Source organism: Motilimonas cestriensis (genome assembly GCF_021295315.1).
In the GTDB taxonomy this organism is placed as follows: domain Bacteria; phylum Pseudomonadota; class Gammaproteobacteria; order Enterobacterales; family CBDFNC01; genus Motilimonas; species Motilimonas cestriensis.
Genome location: NZ_JAIMJA010000001.1, coordinates 42,357 through 61,341 on the forward strand (window position 1 = coordinate 42,357; position 18,985 = coordinate 61,341).

Genomic DNA, 18,985 nt, shown 5'->3' on the forward strand with positions numbered 1-18,985 from the left:
ACAAGTGAAACGAGCAGTGAACAAGATAAACGCTTTTTTATTACTTTTGTGTGGGCTATGGTCTTTCTCAAGTTTGGCGGCCATTAATGCCAGTGTCAGCCAAAACCCTGTTTATGTCGGTGAAATTTTCACTTTACAGGTAGAGGCTGATGAAAGCTTGGATCCTGATGAACTGAGCACTAAAGCACTTGAGCCCTATTTTGACGTCTTTCAACCTTCGGTAAGTCGGCAAAAGAATTTTATTAATGGTGAATTTTCCAGCAGTACCCGTTGGAGTATCTCGTTAATGGCGAAACAAGCAGGGCAAGTATTGATCCCGCCTTTAACCGTTGCCGGACAAACCACTTTACCGATTAAACTCACCGTATTAAGTGAAAACCAACAACCTGACCAACAAAAAAACCAAGATGTGTTTATTGAAGCCTCGTTGGATCAAAACAATATCTATGTCGGGCAACAGATAATTTATACCTTGGATCTTTATATCGGTGCAATGTTAGAAAATGCCAGCCTATCTAATCCAGAATTAGTTCAAGCCGATGTCGTTCAAATGGGACAAGATGCTAAAGAGGTAGTGGTAAAAAATGGCATGAAGTACCAAAAAATTACCCGTAAGTTTGCTATCACACCTAACCAATCGGGTGATCTAACCATTGCTGGCCCTAAGCTAACCGGTGAATTATATAAAACCGTTAGCCAAAGCGGCTACCGCCCTCGCACCGTGCGTCAGGTATTAGATATTCAAGCTGATGACATAAAATTAACGGTGAAAGATAAACCCGCCATTTTTACTGGTAAACAATGGTTAGTCAGTGATGAAGTCATGTTAAGCGAAGAGCTGCAAGACAATGTGATCACATTGACCGTTGGTCAGCCTGTCACCCGCACCTTTACGCTTATTGCCGCTAACACCAGTGAAAAATCACTGCCAAAGCTAACGTTTGACTACCCTAATACAGTCCGTGTTTACCCCGATAAAGATGAGGTAAGTGGTTTTATTCATCAAGGTACTGCTTTTGCACAGCGCATCAGTAGCCATGCTATTATCGCCGAGCAAGCTGGTGAATTAATATTGCCTGAGGTAGTTATTCCTTGGTGGAACAGTCAAACAGACCAACTTGAATATGCAAAAGTCCCCGCGCGTAAACTGAAGGTAGTTGCCAACAGTGAAACACCTGAGGTAGCACTACCAGAAGTGACTCCCTCACCGACCACTGTTGTCAATGACGCCGGATTTTGGCCTTACCTAACATTGCTATTTGCCATTGCTTGGTTTATTACCTTATTGCTTTATCTACGTAAGCCAAGCTACCCTGTGGCAAAAAATGACATAACCAAAACAGCTTCTTCAGACCCTTATAAACAATTATTGGCAGCAGCTAAAGCCAATAATAGTCAAGCAGCTTGGCAAGGGTTAGTCGAATGGTCTAATAGCCAATGGCCTGAGATTAAATCTGTCAGTCAGATTCCCGTTTCTACTGAACTACAATTAGCCATAAAAGAATTACAACAGGCCATTGCAAAAGGCGAAGCATGGCAAGGGGCTTCGCTTAGTAAGGCATTAGGGGCACAACGGAAATCGCCAACCCCAACCAATACGTTAGGGCCAATTAATCCGGTATAAAGATGAGCATAATCATTATGCTCAGGAGATTTTTACATGTTGAGTAAAATTCTGGGAAATAAAAAGCCCCCGAATACGGTCATTAAAGATATGGCTAATAAACAAAAGCGCTATGAAGCCCTAGTACAGGTTTATCATGGCGATATATACCGATACGCGTACTGGTTATGCCGTGACAAACACGTGGCTGAAGACATTGTTCAGGACACGTTTTTACGGGCTTGGCGAGCATTAGACTCATTACAAGATGAAAAGGCGGCAAAAGCGTGGTTAATCACTATTTTACGCCGCGAGAATGCAAGGCGATTTGAACGCAAACAATTTGATATGGTCGATATGGAAACTGATACCGTGGTTGATACGGTATCAACAGACAGTGAACAAACCATGGAAAACGAGTGGTTACGCCGACAAATAGATAAATTGCCAGAAGAGTATAGGCAGCCCTTAATTCTTCAGGTGCTTGGTGGACTGTCAGGTGATGAAATAGCCGAGCAACTGAACTTAAACAAAAATACCGTGATGACTCGGCTTTTTCGTGCGCGCAATCAGCTCAAAGAAGCACTGGATAACAAAACACAACTAAGGGGGCAAAATAATGGATGATCTCGAATTTCGTCGCCGCGCTTATAGTAACCCTAACGATCAAGATGAAGCGTTCTTGTCTGCCGCTTTTGAAGACGAGCAAAATAAAAAATTTTTAGACGAAATAAAGCATTTTGATGAACAAATTGAAGCCAGTCTGAAAGATATACCGGTGCCTGAAGGCTTAGCGGATCGCATTTTACTCAATCAATCTTTTGAACAATTCCAAGAGAAGCAAAGAACGAGTCGTTGGCATCTAGCCCTCGCGGCTTCTATTGCCTTTTTAATAGGGATGAGCGTTAACTTAGTGCAATTTCCAACGTCACCCAATATGGGGGAAATTGCAATTAAACATGTACAAGATGAGTGGATTTTTACCGAAAAAATTAATGAAAACGCCGACCTTAATGCCGTTAATGCAAAATTAATCAAATATGGCGGTACCGTTAAGGAAGATATAGGCCACATTTATTACGTCAATCACTGTTCGTTTAATGGTGCCCCTGCTTTTCATATGATCATGGCCGGCGAGAAAGGTAAGGTAACCTTATTCGTTGTGCCAAAATCTAAGTCTTTAACCATAGATCCTATGTACAGCAAGGGAGACATGCGCGCACTAGTGATGCCGGTGCAAAATGCGAACCTCATTATCGTTGCTGATAAAAATGAGCCTGTTGGCAAACTTGAGCAAAAGCTAGAATCGACTATTAACTGGTCTATTTAGCCTTGCACTAAAAGTCATAAAAATGTGAAAGCAGAGCAAGCTCTGCTTTTTTTGTATCCTTTGCTATAAAATAACTATTTTATTAGTAATCGATCCCTGATACTGAAACGACTATACGATAATTAGGATTTTAGTTTCGCCTATGTATTCTTTTGTAGCCCGCCAGCCGATATTAAACCAGCGTAAACAAGTGGTCGCCTACGAACTTTTGTTTCGAGACAGCGCTGAAAACATATTCCCTAACATCGATTCTGATGATGCGACTAGGACGTTAATGTCCAACAGTTTTCTGAATGTAGGCTTTGAAAACATTGCTGACAATAAAACCTGCTACATCAATTTTTCTTATCAAGCCGTATTACAGCAACTGCCTCGTATGCTACCCAAAGAAAAAGTTGTGATTGAGCTACTCGAAGACATTCAACCAACAGAGGAATTACTAGAAGAAGTCAAAGCTTTACATAAATTGGGCTACACGCTCGCCTTAGATGACTTTGAATACACCTCCGACTGGCAACGCTTTTTTCGCTATATCGATATTATTAAGTTTGACTTACGTGCAACTTCTTTCGCAGACATCAGGTCAGTTATTGGATTTTCCCGGCATCACAACATTCAATACTTAGCTGAAAAAGTAGAAACTCATGAAGAGTTTGAACAGGCAAGCCGACTAGGCATTAACTTATTTCAAGGTTACTTTTTTAGCCGACCAGAGCTACTTAAACATCGAGCCCTTTCACCAAGCCAGTTGGTGGTGCTGGAGCTTTTAAGTGAAATTAATAAGCCAAATATTAATTTTAATCAGATAGAAGATATTTTTGCCCATGATGTTTCTCTTTCTTACAAATTATTAATGTTTGTTAATAAACAAATAAAATCTGACGCCAAGCCGATCGCCTCGTTCAAACAAGCCACCATTTATTTAGGCGAAGAGCGACTAAGAAAGTTTATTTCACTGGTGGCGACGTCCCTTTCCAGTAAAGATAAGCCATCTGAGCTATACGTCATGTCGGTGATCCGAGCGCGGTTTTGTGAAAGAATTATCAGCGAATTTTCTTCAACATACTCGCCTGATGAAGCGTTTATGACCGGTCTGTTTTCTTTACTTGATAGCCTACTAGACCAACCAATGAATTTATTAATAGAACAAATTCAATTAAATGACCGAGTGAAAGAAGCATTATTACAACGTCAAGGACCACTTGCTTTATGCCTTCGTTGTATTGAACACTTTGAGATGGGGTTGTGGCCAAAAATTGATGAGGATGCAGTGCAGTTAAACACCACACAAGAAAAGGTCGCACAGGTTTATCTTGAATCGCTTATTTGGGCGAAAACATTTAGCTTAACCTCCCCCCCCTAGCTATGACTGTGATAAGTAGAATTAGCTGAGCACTTGCCCAGCTAATTCCATTGCTTAGACCTGAACTTTAAGAAGTCGCTATCACTTCTTTTGGATTAGACACTTTTTCTTTATACACATAAAAACTAACAAGTGTGATAAAACTTATTAGTGCTACACATAAGCCTACCAATACTGAGCCTGTAAGACCAAGTACCACGTAACCTATTAGCGTTACTCCCGCCACCACTAGCGCGTAAGGCAACTGGGTCATTACATGATCAATATGATGACAGCTCGCGCCCGTTGAAGACAAAATAGTAGTATCAGAAATAGGTGAACAATGATCGCCAAACACCGCACCTGCTAACACACTGGCCATCATAGGTAAAAGTAATGTGGTGTCGGTACCCATGGCTAAATCAGCAGCAATGGGTAGCATGATGCCAAACGTGCCCCAGCTGGTCCCCGTGGCAAACGCCATAAAACCGGCCAATACAAATAAAATTGCTGGCAAGTAAGCCGTGTGAATACTGCCATCCACTAAACTAGACAAGTATTTACCGGTTTCTAATTGGCTAATAACACTGGCCATGGACCAAGCAAAAAGTAAGATAATAATAGCGGGAAACATAGAGCGCGCGCCATGCCAAAGAGAGATAAAAAAGTCCTTTGCTTGAATACGCCCACGCAGCACCATGGCGATTGTGACAAATAGCCCAATTAAACCACCATAAACCAATGCCCCTGTTGCATCGGTATTAGCAAATGCCAAAATAAGATTGAATGGCCCATCGGTAGCCTTTGCTCCCAAATAAACAATTGAAAATACAGTGGCAATAATCAGGCTCAGAATCGGAATTAATAAATCTTTTACTTGTGCTTGGTTAACTTGTGCCGGAGGTACTATTTGGCCTGCAGGTACGCCCGATTCAGGATTAAATAACTGCCCTTTTTGCGCAGCGTCCTCGTGGCTTTTCATTGCGCCAATGTCTAATTTAAACCACGCCGTCAACAGCACCAGTAGTAACGCAAAGACCGCATAAAAATTCATCGGCGCCATTTCAATAAACACCATTAATGGGCTCATGTCGGTTAATTTGTGCGTTGCTAGAATGCCACCTAAAATAGCGATAATATAGGCACCCCAACTAGAAATAGGCATAATAACGCACATAGGCGCTGCGGTGGAATCAAGTAGGTAAGCAAGCTTTGCGCGAGAAATTTTATATTGGTCGGTCACGGGCCGTGCGATACTTCCCACCGCTAGGCTATTAAAGTAATCATCAATAAAAATGAAAATACCTAAAAGTACCGTTAGCATTTTTGCACCGCGTTGGCTCTTTATTCGCGTCGCGGCCCAAGTGGCAAAAGCCTTAGTGGCACCTGAGATGGTCATTAAGCTAGTCATCATGCCCAACAAGACCAGAAATACTATTATATCGACATTCCATTTGTTAATTTCACCCTCTTGCCAAAACAGTGAAAAAACCGTTTGGAATAGGTATTCAAGACCTAAAATCGGGTTAGTGTCTGCGACCAAAAATGAGCCAAGTAATACGCCAAGCCCCAATGACAATAAAACACGTCGAGTAATGATCGCAAGCAAAACCGCTACAACGGGCGGTAACAGTGAAAGCGCGGAGTGAGATAAGCTTATTAATTCCATTTGTTTTCTTTTTTGTAAATGGGGAATAAGCAAAACAAGGCATGCAGTAGCTCCCCATAGTGATTAACTATGACAGTGTTGTACTTATTCAATACAACCCCAACCAAGTCGCCTGATAAACGGCTCGATTTCGGCGCCATAACCTTTCAATTCAGCTCACTGGTATCACCCTAACTGAAAATACTAATTTATCGCGCACCTCTACGATTAAGCGCCATAAAATAACAAAAACATGGTCAAAGATAAACAGAAACAGAAATATTTCAGATTTAAATGATAGTAGGCATCATTAACAATAAGATTAATATAAAACAAAAAATGATAAAAATTAAAACGTCAAACATAGTGAAAAGAAATCAAATTAATACAATGGTGTTTCAATCATAAATAAACACTGTTTAATCAATAGTTTTAGGTTAATCTATAAACTAATTGAGACTAGAATTATTAAAAAAATAAGTCTATATTGTACCACTCTCTCACTAATCCAAACGATGGTAATAAAAATGAGCGATATAATTAAAGCACTGCTAAATGCTCGCAGCTTAAAAGCCGCTGCAAAAGAACTAACCCTAGAGCAATTGGAAGAATCATTAGCTAAATTCAGCAAAATTGTTGAAGATCGCAGAGCAGAAGAAGAAGCAATTCGCGCAGCAAATGAAGATAAGCTACGTAAACTAGAAGAATACAAAGAAATGCTTAAAGCGGATGGAATTGATCCCGCTGAATTATTAGGCGCACTTGCTACTGAAACGAAAAAACGTGAACCTCGTCCACCGAAGTATCAATATGTTGATGATGAAGGCCAAACACAAAAATGGACCGGCCAAGGCCGTAAGCCAAAAGCAATCCAACGCGCATTAGACGAAGGTAAACGCTTAGAAGATTTTCTAATTTAGTCTGTCTGATAGATAGTTATAAGAAGAACGAATAATAAAAAAGGCCGATTCCGGCCTTTTTTATTATTGTAAATGACTATTTATTAACCTGCCGTTTTACTTATCACCCTGAAGATCGTTTTTATTACTAACGCGCGGGTATTTTCTATTTGTAACCCTGCAGGTTATTCTTATTTATAACCCTGCGGGTTATTCTTGTTTATAACCCTGCGGGTTATTTGACTGCCAACGCCAGCTGTCTGTAGTCATATCATTAATGGTTTTTTCTGCTTGCCAATTCAATTCCTGTTTCGCGAAAGCCGGATCTGCATAACACTGCGCGATATCACCCGCACGACGCGGTGCGATTTGATACGGAATATCTTGTTCTGACGCAGCAGCAAACGCTTCAATCATTTCAAGCACTGAATAACCACGGCCAGTGCCTAGGTTATAAGTGGCTAGTCCCGGGATTTGTTTTAATTTTTCAACTGCTTTAACGTGGCCTTTGGCCAAATCAACTACATGAATATAGTCGCGAACACCCGTTCCATCTGGCGTATTATAATCATCACCAAACACATTCACTTGCTTTAATTTACCAACCGCAACTTGCGCAATATAAGGCATAAGGTTATTTGGAATACCGTTCGGGTCTTCACCTATGGTGCCACTAATATGTGCCCCCACTGGATTAAAATAACGTAAATTAATCACATTCCATGAATGATCACTACGATATAAATCAGCCAATATCTCTTCAATAAACAATTTACTGCGGCCATACGCATTTGTGGCAGACGTAGGAAAATCTTCAGTAATAGGCACAGTTGCAGGATCGCCATATACGGTGGCAGAAGAGCTAAACACGATGTTTTTAACATTATGTTTTGCCATCACTTCACACAAAGTGACTGTGCCTGAAATGTTGTTATCGTAGTAAGTTAGCGGAATTTGGGTTGACTCCCCTACTGCTTTTAATCCAGCAAAATGAATAACGCTGTCAAAATCATGCTGACTGAATAAGCGGTCAAGTGCCCCTTTGTCACGAATATCCATTTCAAAAAAAGGAATTTTTTTCCCCGTTATGGTTTCAACGCGAGCCAATGATTCCACATTAGAATTGCATAAATTATCAATTACTACTACGTCGTAGTCCGCCGCTAATAGCTCCACTAAGGTATGACTACCGATATAGCCGGCACCACCCGTAATTAGAATGCTCACATTCATCTCCATTGAGTATTGATTAAATCAAAATATTTATAATAAATTGATTGTATTACAGTGCGTAGTTAAAGTGTAGTAATTCGCTAATTTTGACTTTTTAGAGGAAGAATTAGCGCTGCAACAATGGTTTTAACATGGTTTCTAAACCATTAAGTTTAACTTCATAAGCCAGAGCCAATTGCTGGCCTAATAACCCTTCAGGAAAACCTTGCTGAGAAAACCACACTAAATAGGGCTCAGGTAAATCTATTAGCCTTAGGCCTTTGTATTTACCAAAAGGCATCACTTGTTCTAATGCGGCTTTCATTTGCTCAATATGTGCTTGGTCCATAATTAATCGATCCCTAGGTACTTATGAGTTTGAATAGATAACCGCCAATTACGCGCGATACACGTTTCCATGGCGAGTTGGGTCGCTCTGGTTTTTTGGCTAATGGGCTGCAAACAAACCTGAGGCGGTGTTGTCCATTTGCACTGCGCTAAAAGCGCATCAAGGGCATCGATGTCTTTCTCGGTGGCCACGGGGTGCTTTATTTCATTGGCGCGCAGCAGTGCGTCAGGACGCACCACTAAGCCCCCCTTCATTTTTACTTTTGGCGAAACCGTCACAAACGCAGCGTCATCAACCAGTACTTCATAAGTACCGCTGGTTTCAATTTGGCTTTGATAACCCTGCACTGCTAACGCTTGGGTTAGCTCACGCAAATCATACATACAAGGCTCACCACCAGTGATCACCACATGATTAGCTTGATACCCCAAACGAATAAATTCATTGAGAATTTCAGCTGTAGTGGCATTTGCCCAAGCATCCGAAGTGTCGCTTTTGTCGGTTACCTGGTTCAGATTTGTCTCTCGGTCTGGTGAAACCGTCCAAGTGTGCTGTGTATCGCACCAAGGGCAGCCAACATCACAACCCTGTAAGCGAACAAAAATAGCGGGTACGCCAGTGAATAAACCTTCCCCTTGGATAGTTTGAAATATTTCGTTGATTGGGTAGCGCTGAGCCATTGGTTTATACACCTGTTTTGCGTAAAATCGGCTGTTATATGTGAATAATAAGCGAAACTCAAGACTTATGAGCAAAAAAGTAGTGGTGATTTACTCCGGTGGCATGGACTCATTTACCGTATTAAACAAAGCCATCAGGCAAGGCTATGAAGTTTATGCCCTTACGTTTAATTACGGCCAACGTCACGTTAAAGAAGTGGATGTGGCCAGTCAGTTTTGTATGCACAATCATATCAATCATAAAATCGTAGATATTTCAGCTATCAACCAGCTTATTGGCGGTTCATCGCTAACTTCAGATATCGATATTCCAGAAGGCGATTACGATCCTGATAATATGTCATCAACGGTCGTGCCTAACCGCAATATGATCTTACTCTCTCTGGCCATTGGTTATGCTGTTTCTATCAAAGCCGAACAAGTGATGTATGGCGCCCATGGCGGCGATCACGATATCTATCCTGATTGTAGGCCTGAGTTTGTGCGTCGCATGAATGATGTTGCTGCGATCGCAAATTATGAAGCCGTGGAAATTGTTACGCCTTATCTTACCGCCTCAAAAGAAGCCATTTTGAGGGACGGCATCAAAATGGGCTTAGACTATCAATATACTTGGACTTGTTATAATGGCCGTGAACAAGCCTGCGGTAAATGTGGTGCCTGTAAAGAGCGTTTAGGCGCATTTGCCGCTAATGGCATTAATGACCCACTAAGCTACGAATAACTATCCCGCGAGAGGCTTATACACGCCTCTCGTTACTTTTACAGGCTATTTAGCGTAATGCTTTGCGACAATACTGGACGGCATTTGCTTAAGCTGAAAATCTATCATCCCTTGGAACACCTCCAGTAACGGTTGGTATTTGGCTTCGTTACCTTCCAATTGACTTAATAAATAATACCCCGCTTCAACACTCGACACGCCTTGCTGTTTAGATGACTTGCGTATCTTATACTGTGTTTGCTGTTTTACATCTATTGCCACACAAGGCAAGCTTTGCAAACTAGGATTGGTTTGCAGTAAACGATAGGCTTTTTTCCAACTGCCATCAAGTAACACAAATTGACTGTCCGCTGGAATACAAGTGTCACCAGCCTGAGTTGTGTTTTGCTCACTGGGATAAAGTAAATAGGTAGGCGCTGCTTCAATTAACCCAGCAGGTAAGGTTTCAGAACAAATAATCTCACAGCGTTTCAAGCTTAACGATAATATGCGCGCCGTTCCGATGGCTTTATTTGCTTCACTGGGATGCTGTAGAATGATCAGTTTGTATTGATTGTCTATCTCAGTGATCATATGACAAATACAAGCTACTTGTGCCTTTTTGCAACGCGTGCACCATGGCCGAGTCGACATGCTTTTTCCTCTTTCTTGGAGCGCTCAGACAGATGAGGTCCACTTTTTTATTCATCGTTATTCTAATCTTTACCATGGCGCTGATCATGCTTAATCAAACATGGGCTCAAATGTGGCTCATTTATTCGCGCCACGATCTACCTTGGCAAGCTTGGCGTTTTTTAACCGCCTCGTTTTGTCATACTAACAGTTACCATTTCGCTATCAATAGCGCTGGGCTAATCGTCATATGGCAGCTATTTAAGCCTCACTTACCTTGGCAACGCTTATTCGCTCTGATAATCATGGTTAGCAGCTTCGTCGGGCTTGGCTTGTGGCTATTTAATCCTGACGTTATTTGGTATGTCGGCTTATCCGGCACACTACACGGCCTATTTAGTTATGGGGTTTGTAAAGACATCGCGCAGAAAGTGTCATTGGCTTGGCCGTTGCTGTTTGGTCTAATCGGTAAGTTAGCGTTTGAACAATTTGGCTCAGAGCCAACCATGATGGCCAACTTGATTGAGGCAAATGTCATGGTCGATGCCCATTTATATGGCGCCATAATAGGATTAATTTGCTATTTAACCGGCTTTTTTACGCTTCAATTTAAACACAAAGAATCAAAGCATTAGCCCTCGTCACGGCAAAGGGCTAATGACCTTGTAGCATTACACCATTAAGCTTTGATTGATTTCTGCCAACACTTGAGCAGGATTTACTGCTTGGGTAATTGGACGGCCAATAACTAAGTAATGCGAGCCTGCTTGAATCGCTTCTGCTGGGGTCATGATACGACGTTGGTCGCCAGCATCACTGCCAACAGGTCGAATACCGGGAGTGACAAGCTTAAATTCTTTACCAAGGGATTGGCTCAGCATGCTGGCTTCTTGCGCCGAACACACAACACCGTCTAGGCCTGAATCTTGAGTGAGTTTAGCTAAACGTTTTACGTGCTCTTGCGGTGAGACATTAATCCCCACTTCCGCTAAATCCTGTGCTTCCATACTGGTTAACACCGTCACAGCAATAAGCAGAGGTGCATCTTTACCATAGCTATCAAGTGATGCCTTCGCAGCTTCCATCATGCGACGACCACCACTAGCATGTACATTGACCATCCAAACACCTAAGTCAGCCGAGGCAGCAACCGCTTTCGCCACCGTATTTGGGATATCGTGAAACTTAAGGTCTAAAAATAAATCAAATTTGCGATCGACAATTTGTTTGGCAAAGGCAGGGCCAAAATGAGTAAACATTTCTTTGCCAATTTTTAAGCGACAACTGCTGGGATCAATTTGATCAATAAAATTTAGTGCCGCTTTTTGGTCGGCATAATCAAGCGCCACCACAACTTTAGGATCGGCAACAAGGTTGGTATTCATTTTATTCTCCATCTAATCCGCGTATCGGTTTTACTGAGCCCCAACTCTTACATGAGGGGCACTGCCAAAAAATCGATTTAGTGGCAAAGCCACATTTTCGACACCGGCAGTTGGGACTCATCTTCAATTGTTCTAGTACCAGTTTTCTTAAACTGTCCAAGCTGGTTTTTGCTCGACCATCTTCAGCTAATTCGAGGTGATAGACCATCAGCTGATAAAAACCTTTCATGGTTGGGTTTTTAACTAATTGTTTCGCCACAGCGGCCTCACCACTTTCAATACCTTGCCTTTGAGCAATATAGTCAGCGATTTTTAAACCAACGGATGCACCCGCCCCTTTATTCCAGGCATTGTCTAAACAGCTGATCATCCCTTGTTGGTCTTGAGTCTGGCGAAAACATGTTTCTAGGCGCGGCAAGGTTTCACTGACAAAGTCGATATCTTGCTCAACCACCATCGCAAGGTACTTTAATGCTTGTTTATAATCTGCTTGTTCTATCATCAGATCGGCTAAACCAATACTGGCTCGAACGCAACGTTTATCTATTTGCAGCGCCTTTTTCAGCTCAGATATGGCGGCTTTTATTTCACCCGCTAAATGGGCTTCATTGGCTAATTCACAATGAAAATGCGCAATGTCACGCACGGCTGTTTTCACTTGGCTTTTTTGTAATTGCTGCGCTACTTTAATGGCTTTAAGCCATTCTTTAGTTTGTTGATAAATCAGTAATAACTGCTGCAACGCTTGAATTTTGTAATCAGGTTCAACTACCAGCTGTAAAAACAATGCCTCACTGCGGTCAATTAACCCCGCGGCACTATAATCCTTAGCCAGTTGTGACATGGCTAAATGCTTTTGCTCTGCGGTGAGTGAAGGCCGTGCAATAAGATTTTGATGAATGCGGATAGCTCTGTCTACTTCACCGCGCTGGCGGAATAAGTTACCTAACGCCAAATGGGTTTCAATGGTTTCACTGTCAACTTCCAATAGGTCGATAAATAGATCGACGGCTTTATCAGGCTGGTCACTCAATAAAAAGTTAAGACCTGTGACATAGTCACGGCTTAACTTATTGGAACTTTGCTGTTGGTTTTGATGTAAGCCTCGACGGCCCATATACCACCCATACCCTGCAGCAATGGGTAACAGCAAAAATAGCAGCTCAAGCATTCGGGATTAATCCTTTAACGGAAGCTTCCTTAAATGTGCGAGCTCTTCTGTTTGGCGGGTAACTTTCTTGGTTAGACGTTTGTTACTGATCTTGAGCTTTAGGTATAACAAGCTACTGATGGCAGCGCCTAGAGTGAAGGCAATGCCAAAGGTAATCGCAATTAATACCGATAACCTGACATCTGATTGGGCAATCAAATAATTGAATGTCACTAAGGTGTCATTTTTTAAACCAACAAAGATAGCTATCGCGAAAAGAATTGCGAGAAAAATAAAAGTAATAACAGCTTTCACTTGGCCTCCAAAATGCCCATAAACACAGAGAGATGCATAATTCGGCATAGATTACACCAAATCATGTTTCTATCCTATTGTCAGGCAATAAAAAACGGCACTAGGCCGTTTTTAAATATTCGTTACTAAGATCCAAGACTTAGGTTTACACGCTCTCTTAATTCCTTGCCAGGCTTGAAATGAGGCACGTATTTGCCATCCAATTCAACTTTTTCACCGGTTTTAGGATTGCGACCAACACGAGGTGCGCGATAGTGTAATGAAAAACTACCAAACCCTCGGATCTCAATGCGATCGCCGGAAGCGAGAGTTTCTGTCATTTGCTCTAGGATTTCTTTAATCGCTAGCTCAACTTCTTTCGCTGATAACTGCAAATGTCTGCTGGTGAGTCGTTCAATGAGATCTGACTTTGTCATAGGTGCTCCCATAGGGTTAAAAACTGTTTGTGCTACTGCAGAAACAAATAAGAGGGGCAAAGCCCCTCTTCTGACTCTGTAACTACTTATTCAGTAACTATTTTTTAGTTTACTCTAAGTAGCCCAGTTTACAAATATAAGGGTATAAAATTTTACCCTTTATTTATAATTATTAGTCGTTTTTAGCCGCTTTGAAAGCTTCAGCCATTGCATTGCTGAATGCGCCTTCGTCTTGCTGCTTGCTGTTTAGGCCTTCGATAGCCGCTTTCTCTTCAGCTTCATCTTTAGCACGTACAGATAAGCTTACGATGCGGTTCTTACGGTCAACACCAACAAACTTAGACTCTAGATCGTCGCCTACAGAAACAACAGTTGTTGCATCTTCAACGCGGTCACGAGAAATGTCAGCTACGCGGATGTAACCTTCAACGCCTTCAGCAAGTTCTAGTTTAGCGCCTTTAGCGTCAACTTCGATTACTTTACCTACGATTACAGCGCCTTTTTTCTTGTCAGCGATGTAGTTGTTGAAAGGATCTTCAGCGATTTGCTTAACGCCTAGGCTGATGCGCTCGCGCTCTGGGTCAACTTGTAGTACCACAGCTTCGATTTCGTCGCCTTTCTTGAAGTCACGAACGGCTTCTTCACCAGCAACATTCCAGCTGATGTCAGAAAGATGTACAAGACCGTCGATACCACCGTCAAGACCGATGAAGATACCGAAATCAGTGATAGACTTGATCTTACCGCTAACACGATCACCTTTATTGTGAGTGCTAGAGAAAGATTCCCAAGGGTTAGCAATACATTGCTTAAGACCTAGAGAGATACGACGACGTTCTTCGTCGATATCAAGAACCATAACTTCAACGCTGTCACCCACGTTAACAACTTTAGATGGGTGGATGTTTTTGTTAGTCCAATCCATTTCGCTTACGTGTACTAGACCTTCAACGCCTTCTTCGATTTCAACGAAACAGCCGTAATCAGTTAGGTTAGTTACACGACCAGTCAGCTTAGTGCTTTCTGGGTAACGGTTAGCAATTGCTACCCATGGATCTTCGCCTAGTTGCTTAAGACCTAGTGATACGCGAGTACGCTCACGATCGAACTTAAGTACTTTAACGTTGATTTCATCACCTACGTTAACGATTTCACTTGGGTGCTTAACGCGTTTCCAAGCCATGTCAGTGATGTGTAGTAGACCGTCAACACCGCCAAGATCAACGAATGCGCCGTAGTCAGTAAGGTTCTTAACGATACCTTTAACAGCTTGACCTTCTTGTAGGTTTTCAAGTAGTTCATCACGCTCTGCACTGTTTTCAGTTTCGATAACAGCACGACGAGAAACAACAACGTTGTTGCGTTTTTGGTCTAGCTTGATAACTTTGAATTCTAGGTCTTTGTACTCTAGGTGAGCAGTGTCGCGAACTGGGCGCACGTCTACTAGAGAACCAGGTAGGAAAGCACGGATACCGTTTAATTCAACAGTGAAACCGCCTTTAACTTTACCATTGATAACACCAATAACAGTTTCTTGCTCTTCGTAAGCTTTCTCAAGAACGATCCAAGCTTCATGACGCTTAGCTTTTTCACGAGATAGCTGAGTTTCACCGAAACCATCATCAGTTGCATCAAGAGCTACGTCAACTTCATCACCTACGCTAACTTCTAGTTCACCAGCAGCATTTTTGAACTGGTCAATTGAGATAGGAGATTCTGATTTAAGACCTGCATCTACCAGTACGATACCGTTTTCGATAGCAACGATTGTACCTTTGATGATCGCACCTGGGCGCGTTTCGATTTCGTTTAGAGACTCTTCAAAGAGTTGAGCAAAAGATTCAGTCATGTTATTAGACACTTTTTAGTTAATGACAACCACTCATGATCCATCGCGAGTGGGGTTGCTGTACAAAGTTCATTCCATCCTTAGAACAAACATTAACGACAAGGATTATTCTATGAATTATTCCTTGTTGAGATTCAATTTTTCATTTACATAATCAACGACTATTTCAACTACTTGATTAATGTCAAGTTCTGTTGAGTCGATGACTAATGCATCATCTGCCGGTTTTAAAGGCGCCACAGGTCGATTTCTGTCTCTGTGATCTCGCTCTTCAATCTCGGCCAAAAGATGCGCGATATTAACATCAAAGCCCTTGACTTGCAATTGCTTATAGCGTCGCTCGGCCCGTGCTGCGGCACTGGCATCTAAAAAGATTTTTACTGGCGCATCCGTGAAAACCACGGTGCCCATATCGCGACCATCAGCAATTAAACCAGGCGCTTCACGGAAACTGCGCTGACGACGTAATAGTGCTTCACGTACCCGTGGAAAAGCCGCTACTTTAGAAGCCGCATTACCGGTTTCTTCAGTGCGAAGATCGCGACTAACATCTTCTCCTTCTAAAAATACACGCACGCCGTCCACTGTCGGTTTAAATACAACATCTAAATGCCCCGCCAATAAGGAAACCGCGTCTTCATTTTCTAATTCAACATTATGATGCAGTGCGGCTAACGCCAACACACGATAAATTGCGCCGCTGTCTAATAAATGCCAATTGAATTTTTCTGCCAATTTCTGGCAAAGGGTGCCTTTACCCGAGCCACTTGGACCATCAATTGTAATTACTGGGGCCTTCGCCACCATATAACGCCTCCACAACACTTAGTTTCAGTGTTTGATTATTTAGTTGTCAAAAAATCGCGGCTAATTATACCCAAGCCAGATAACATCAGCTAGGCAGATACCAAGTTATGTGAAGGCATATTGATTTTTCAAAAATATAATTCAATACGCCTTGCAACCGAGCATACCTTACTAGACACAATAATGACTGGAGATCGTGACGCTATGGTGCTTCAAAACGATCACATTCAGATAAAAATTGCTCCACTTTTTCAACCATCTCAGTGGAGCCAACAAAATAGGGCGAGCGCTGGTGTAACTCAGTAGGTTCAATATCCATGATCCGGCGCTCACCATCGCTGGCTTTACCGCCGGCTTGCTCAGCTAAAAAAGCAATCGGATTACATTCATACAATAGGCGCAACTTACCTTCTGGCGCACTGGCCGTGGTGGGATACATATAAATGCCACCTTTTAATAAATTGCGATGAAAATCAGAAACCAATGAGCCAATATAACGTGAGGTATAAGGACGATTTTCTTCGGGGACCTGCTCTTGGCAGTATTTGAGGTAGCGCTTCACACCGAGGGGAAACTTAATGTAGTTGCCTTCGTTAATGGAATAAATTTTTCCTTGCGTCGGCATTTTTAAATCTTGATGCGATAAACAAAAAACGCCAATGGAAGGGTCAAGGGTAAAACCATGCACGCCATTACCTGTGGTATACACCAACATGGTCGACGAGCCATAAATAACATAACCTGCAGCAATTTGTTTATATCCAGGTTGGAGAAAGTCTTCCAGCGTCACTTCTGAGCCAATCGGTGAAATGCGCTTGTAAATGGAAAAGATGGTGCCAACTGACACATTAACATCAATATTGGATGAGCCATCGAGCGGGTCCATTAACATAATGTATTTGCCGTTTTTCGATTTAGTGCCTTGAAACGCAATAAACTCTTCTTCTTCTTCCGAGGCAACACCACACACTTCACCGCGCGCTTCCATCGCCGCCTTGAATTTTTCATTGGCATAAACATCAAGCTTTTGCTGATCTTCTCCTTGCACATTCTCACCACCGGCGCTACCGATAATATCAACAAGGCCTGCCTTGTTTATTTCGCGGTTAACCACTTTCGCGGCTAAACGTATGGCCCCTAGCAAGGCACTTAAGCTGCCCGATGCATCTGGAAAATCCAGCTGCTTTTCAACAATAAACTCGCCCAGTGTTTTCATTGGCTCTGACATAAATTTCTACCTTATACCTATATATGACTTTCTTATGGTTTTCAGATCCTTCCCTTTTAATCCTAGACTCAACCCTGAACTAGTGTGGCAACTAAATGCCTAAAATACTTAATTTTAGATACAAAAAAAGGAGCCGGTTGGCTCCTTTGTTTTAGTGACTGACTTGTTTGAGTTTGTCAAAGTAGTCAGGGAATGTTTTCGATGTACATCCCGGGTCATTTATCGTTACCGGCGTATCACTTAATGCCACCAGTGAAAAACACATAGCAATGCGGTGGTCATCATAGGTATCAATAGCGGCATGGGTTAGTTTTGCCGGTGGCGTGACTTCAATAAAGTCATGCCCTTCAACTACTTCAGCACCGACTTTACGTAGCTCAGTCGCCATCGCCGCCAAACGGTCGGTTTCTTTTACGCGCCAGTTATACACATTGCGAATAGCAGTGGTGCCTTTAGCAAACAGCGCCGTGGTCGCGATAGTCATTGCCGCATCAGGAATGTGATTCATATCTAGATCAACCGCCGTTAGCTCACCGACTGATGATTTGATGTAATCATCACCCCACTCTATTTTCGCACCCATGGCTTCCAGTACATCAGCAAATTGTACATCGCCTTGTACTGATTTTTTGCCAATACCAGTCACTTTTATGGTACCGCCCTTTATCGCAGCGGCCGCTAAAAAGTAAGAAGCCGAAGAAGCATCACCTTCCACCAAAAATTTACCTGGTGCGGTATAGGTTTGATTACCTTTAATAACAAAACGTTGGTAGTCGTGGTTTTCTACCTCAACACCAAACTGCGCCATAATGTGCAGGGTAATTTCAATATATGGCTTAGACACTAAGTCACCGATAATTTCAATTTCGGTATCGGCCTTTGCATAAGGTGCCGCCATCAAAAAAGCCGTTAAAAACTGACTAGAAACCGAGCCATCAATTTTAATTTGGCCACCGTTTAAGCCCGTGCCTTTAATACGCAGTGGCGGGTAATCGGTATTTTTAAGGTATTCAACATCTGCGCCTGCTTGGCGTAATGAATCAACTAAGCTACCGATTGGACGCTCTTCCATTCTTGGCTCACCCGTTAATAGGTATTCGCCTTGACCTAAACAAAGAGCAGCACACAAAGGGCGCATCGCTGTACCCGCATTACCTAAAAACAATTCCATCTCACCTTGAGTTGAAAAAGCACGGCCTAACCCTTCTACCACACAAGTGGTTTTGTCTGCTGACAATTCATAACTGACGCCGAGCGCTTTTAGCGCGTTTAACATATGGCGAATATCGTCACTGTCGAGTAGGTTGGTTAATGTGGTTGTCCCTTTAGCCAATGCCGCCAATAATAGCGCACGATTAGAGACACTTTTTGAACCTGGAAGGTTTATTTCACCATCAATTTTGGCGATGGGATTCAGAGTTAAAGATTCCATTAAT

At 42.3% G+C, this 18,985-nt stretch carries 20 protein-coding genes and 1 riboswitch; of the genes, 7 read left to right on the forward strand and 13 right to left on the reverse strand.

Annotated features, from left to right (window positions below):
* Positions 1 to 4: 4 nt before the first annotated feature.
* The 4 genes from K6Y31_RS00205 to K6Y31_RS00220 all read left to right on the forward strand — a co-directional run bounded on the left by K6Y31_RS00205 (position 5) and on the right by K6Y31_RS00220 (position 4,296).
* Positions 5 to 1,624, forward strand: coding sequence for a BatD family protein (locus tag K6Y31_RS00205; RefSeq protein ID WP_233050871.1), 1,620 nt, complete (start codon positions 5 to 7; stop codon positions 1,622 to 1,624).
* A 36-nt stretch (positions 1,625 to 1,660) separates the two neighbouring features.
* On the forward strand, positions 1,661 to 2,230 hold the full coding sequence (locus K6Y31_RS00210; RefSeq protein ID WP_232802941.1) for a sigma-70 family RNA polymerase sigma factor: 570 nt from the start codon (positions 1,661 to 1,663) through the stop codon (positions 2,228 to 2,230).
* The gene (locus K6Y31_RS00215) at positions 2,223 to 2,933 is read left to right on the forward strand and encodes a DUF3379 domain-containing protein (RefSeq protein ID WP_233050872.1); all 711 of its coding nucleotides are present in this window, start codon (positions 2,223 to 2,225) and stop codon (positions 2,931 to 2,933) included. The genes K6Y31_RS00210 and K6Y31_RS00215 overlap by 8 nt, the downstream gene beginning before the upstream one ends.
* A 142-nt stretch (positions 2,934 to 3,075) precedes the next feature.
* Complete coding sequence (locus K6Y31_RS00220; RefSeq protein ID WP_233050873.1) at positions 3,076 to 4,296, forward strand: EAL and HDOD domain-containing protein; 1,221 nt, start codon at positions 3,076 to 3,078, stop codon at positions 4,294 to 4,296.
* Between the two features lie 67 nt (positions 4,297 to 4,363).
* Here the strand turns inward: K6Y31_RS00220 and K6Y31_RS00225 are convergent, their stop codons facing one another.
* Entirely contained in the window at positions 4,364 to 5,944 is a 1,581-nt protein-coding gene (locus K6Y31_RS00225) for a Na+/H+ antiporter NhaC family protein (RefSeq protein WP_233050874.1), read from the reverse strand.
* 39 nt (positions 5,945 to 5,983) lie between these two features.
* Positions 5,984 to 6,156, reverse strand: a riboswitch (Lysine riboswitch).
* A 294-nt stretch (positions 6,157 to 6,450) separates the two neighbouring features.
* On the opposite strand from K6Y31_RS00225, the gene K6Y31_RS00230 reads away from it, so the two are divergent.
* A complete protein-coding gene (locus K6Y31_RS00230; protein WP_233050875.1) occupies positions 6,451 to 6,843 on the forward strand; it encodes an H-NS family histone-like protein in 393 nt (130 codons plus the stop codon).
* A gap of 189 nt (positions 6,844 to 7,032) precedes the next feature.
* On the opposite strand, the gene galE is transcribed toward K6Y31_RS00230, so the two are convergent.
* The 3 genes from galE to queE all read right to left on the reverse strand — a co-directional run bounded on the left by galE (position 7,033) and on the right by queE (position 9,063).
* A complete protein-coding gene (gene galE / locus K6Y31_RS00235; RefSeq protein WP_233050876.1) occupies positions 7,033 to 8,049 on the reverse strand; it encodes a UDP-glucose 4-epimerase GalE in 1,017 nt (338 codons plus the stop codon).
* A 112-nt stretch (positions 8,050 to 8,161) separates the two neighbouring features.
* On the reverse strand, positions 8,162 to 8,383 hold the full coding sequence (locus tag K6Y31_RS00240; RefSeq protein WP_233050877.1) for a DUF3820 family protein: 222 nt from the start codon (positions 8,381 to 8,383) through the stop codon (positions 8,162 to 8,164).
* Positions 8,384 to 8,385: 2 nt separating this feature from the next.
* Complete coding sequence (gene queE / locus K6Y31_RS00245) at positions 8,386 to 9,063, reverse strand: 7-carboxy-7-deazaguanine synthase QueE (RefSeq protein WP_233050878.1); 678 nt, start codon at positions 9,061 to 9,063, stop codon at positions 8,386 to 8,388.
* 67 nt (positions 9,064 to 9,130) lie between these two features.
* Between queE and queC the strand changes: the two genes are divergently transcribed.
* Positions 9,131 to 9,787, forward strand: a complete 657-nt coding sequence (gene queC / locus K6Y31_RS00250; RefSeq protein ID WP_233050879.1) for a 7-cyano-7-deazaguanine synthase QueC — start codon at positions 9,131 to 9,133, stop codon at positions 9,785 to 9,787.
* Positions 9,788 to 9,832: 45 nt separating this feature from the next.
* On the opposite strand, the gene K6Y31_RS00255 is transcribed toward queC, so the two are convergent.
* Positions 9,833 to 10,420, reverse strand: a complete 588-nt coding sequence (locus K6Y31_RS00255; protein WP_233050880.1) for a tRNA-uridine aminocarboxypropyltransferase — start codon at positions 10,418 to 10,420, stop codon at positions 9,833 to 9,835.
* A 32-nt stretch (positions 10,421 to 10,452) separates the two neighbouring features.
* Between K6Y31_RS00255 and rrtA the strand changes: the two genes are divergently transcribed.
* Positions 10,453 to 11,034, forward strand: a complete 582-nt coding sequence (rrtA, locus tag K6Y31_RS00260; protein ID WP_233050881.1) for a rhombosortase — start codon at positions 10,453 to 10,455, stop codon at positions 11,032 to 11,034.
* 36 nt (positions 11,035 to 11,070) lie between these two features.
* Here rrtA and pyrF read toward each other — a convergent pair whose 3' ends face one another.
* The 8 genes from pyrF to aroA form a co-directional block, all read right to left on the reverse strand.
* Positions 11,071 to 11,784, reverse strand: a complete 714-nt coding sequence (pyrF, locus tag K6Y31_RS00265; protein WP_233050882.1) for an orotidine-5'-phosphate decarboxylase — start codon at positions 11,782 to 11,784, stop codon at positions 11,071 to 11,073.
* Between the two features lies 1 nt (position 11,785).
* Positions 11,786 to 12,955, reverse strand: coding sequence for a lipopolysaccharide assembly protein LapB (gene lapB / locus K6Y31_RS00270; protein ID WP_233050883.1), 1,170 nt, complete (start codon positions 12,953 to 12,955; stop codon positions 11,786 to 11,788).
* Between the two features lie 6 nt (positions 12,956 to 12,961).
* Positions 12,962 to 13,249: a LapA family protein gene (locus K6Y31_RS00275; protein WP_233050884.1), complete on the reverse strand. Its 288-nt coding sequence runs from the start codon at positions 13,247 to 13,249 to the stop codon at positions 12,962 to 12,964.
* A gap of 125 nt (positions 13,250 to 13,374) precedes the next feature.
* Entirely contained in the window at positions 13,375 to 13,665 is a 291-nt protein-coding gene (gene ihfB / locus K6Y31_RS00280) for an integration host factor subunit beta (RefSeq protein ID WP_232802976.1), read from the reverse strand.
* Between the two features lie 172 nt (positions 13,666 to 13,837).
* Positions 13,838 to 15,514, reverse strand: coding sequence for a 30S ribosomal protein S1 (gene rpsA / locus K6Y31_RS00285; RefSeq protein WP_232802978.1), 1,677 nt, complete (start codon positions 15,512 to 15,514; stop codon positions 13,838 to 13,840).
* 117 nt (positions 15,515 to 15,631) lie between these two features.
* On the reverse strand, positions 15,632 to 16,321 hold the full coding sequence (gene cmk, locus K6Y31_RS00290; RefSeq protein WP_233050885.1) for a (d)CMP kinase: 690 nt from the start codon (positions 16,319 to 16,321) through the stop codon (positions 15,632 to 15,634).
* A gap of 202 nt (positions 16,322 to 16,523) precedes the next feature.
* Positions 16,524 to 17,537: a class 1 fructose-bisphosphatase gene (gene fbp, locus K6Y31_RS00295; RefSeq protein WP_233051128.1), complete on the reverse strand. Its 1,014-nt coding sequence runs from the start codon at positions 17,535 to 17,537 to the stop codon at positions 16,524 to 16,526.
* A 163-nt stretch (positions 17,538 to 17,700) separates the two neighbouring features.
* The gene (gene aroA, locus K6Y31_RS00300) at positions 17,701 to 18,981 is read right to left on the reverse strand and encodes a 3-phosphoshikimate 1-carboxyvinyltransferase (protein ID WP_232802988.1); all 1,281 of its coding nucleotides are present in this window, start codon (positions 18,979 to 18,981) and stop codon (positions 17,701 to 17,703) included.
* Positions 18,982 to 18,985: the final 4 nt, after the last annotated feature.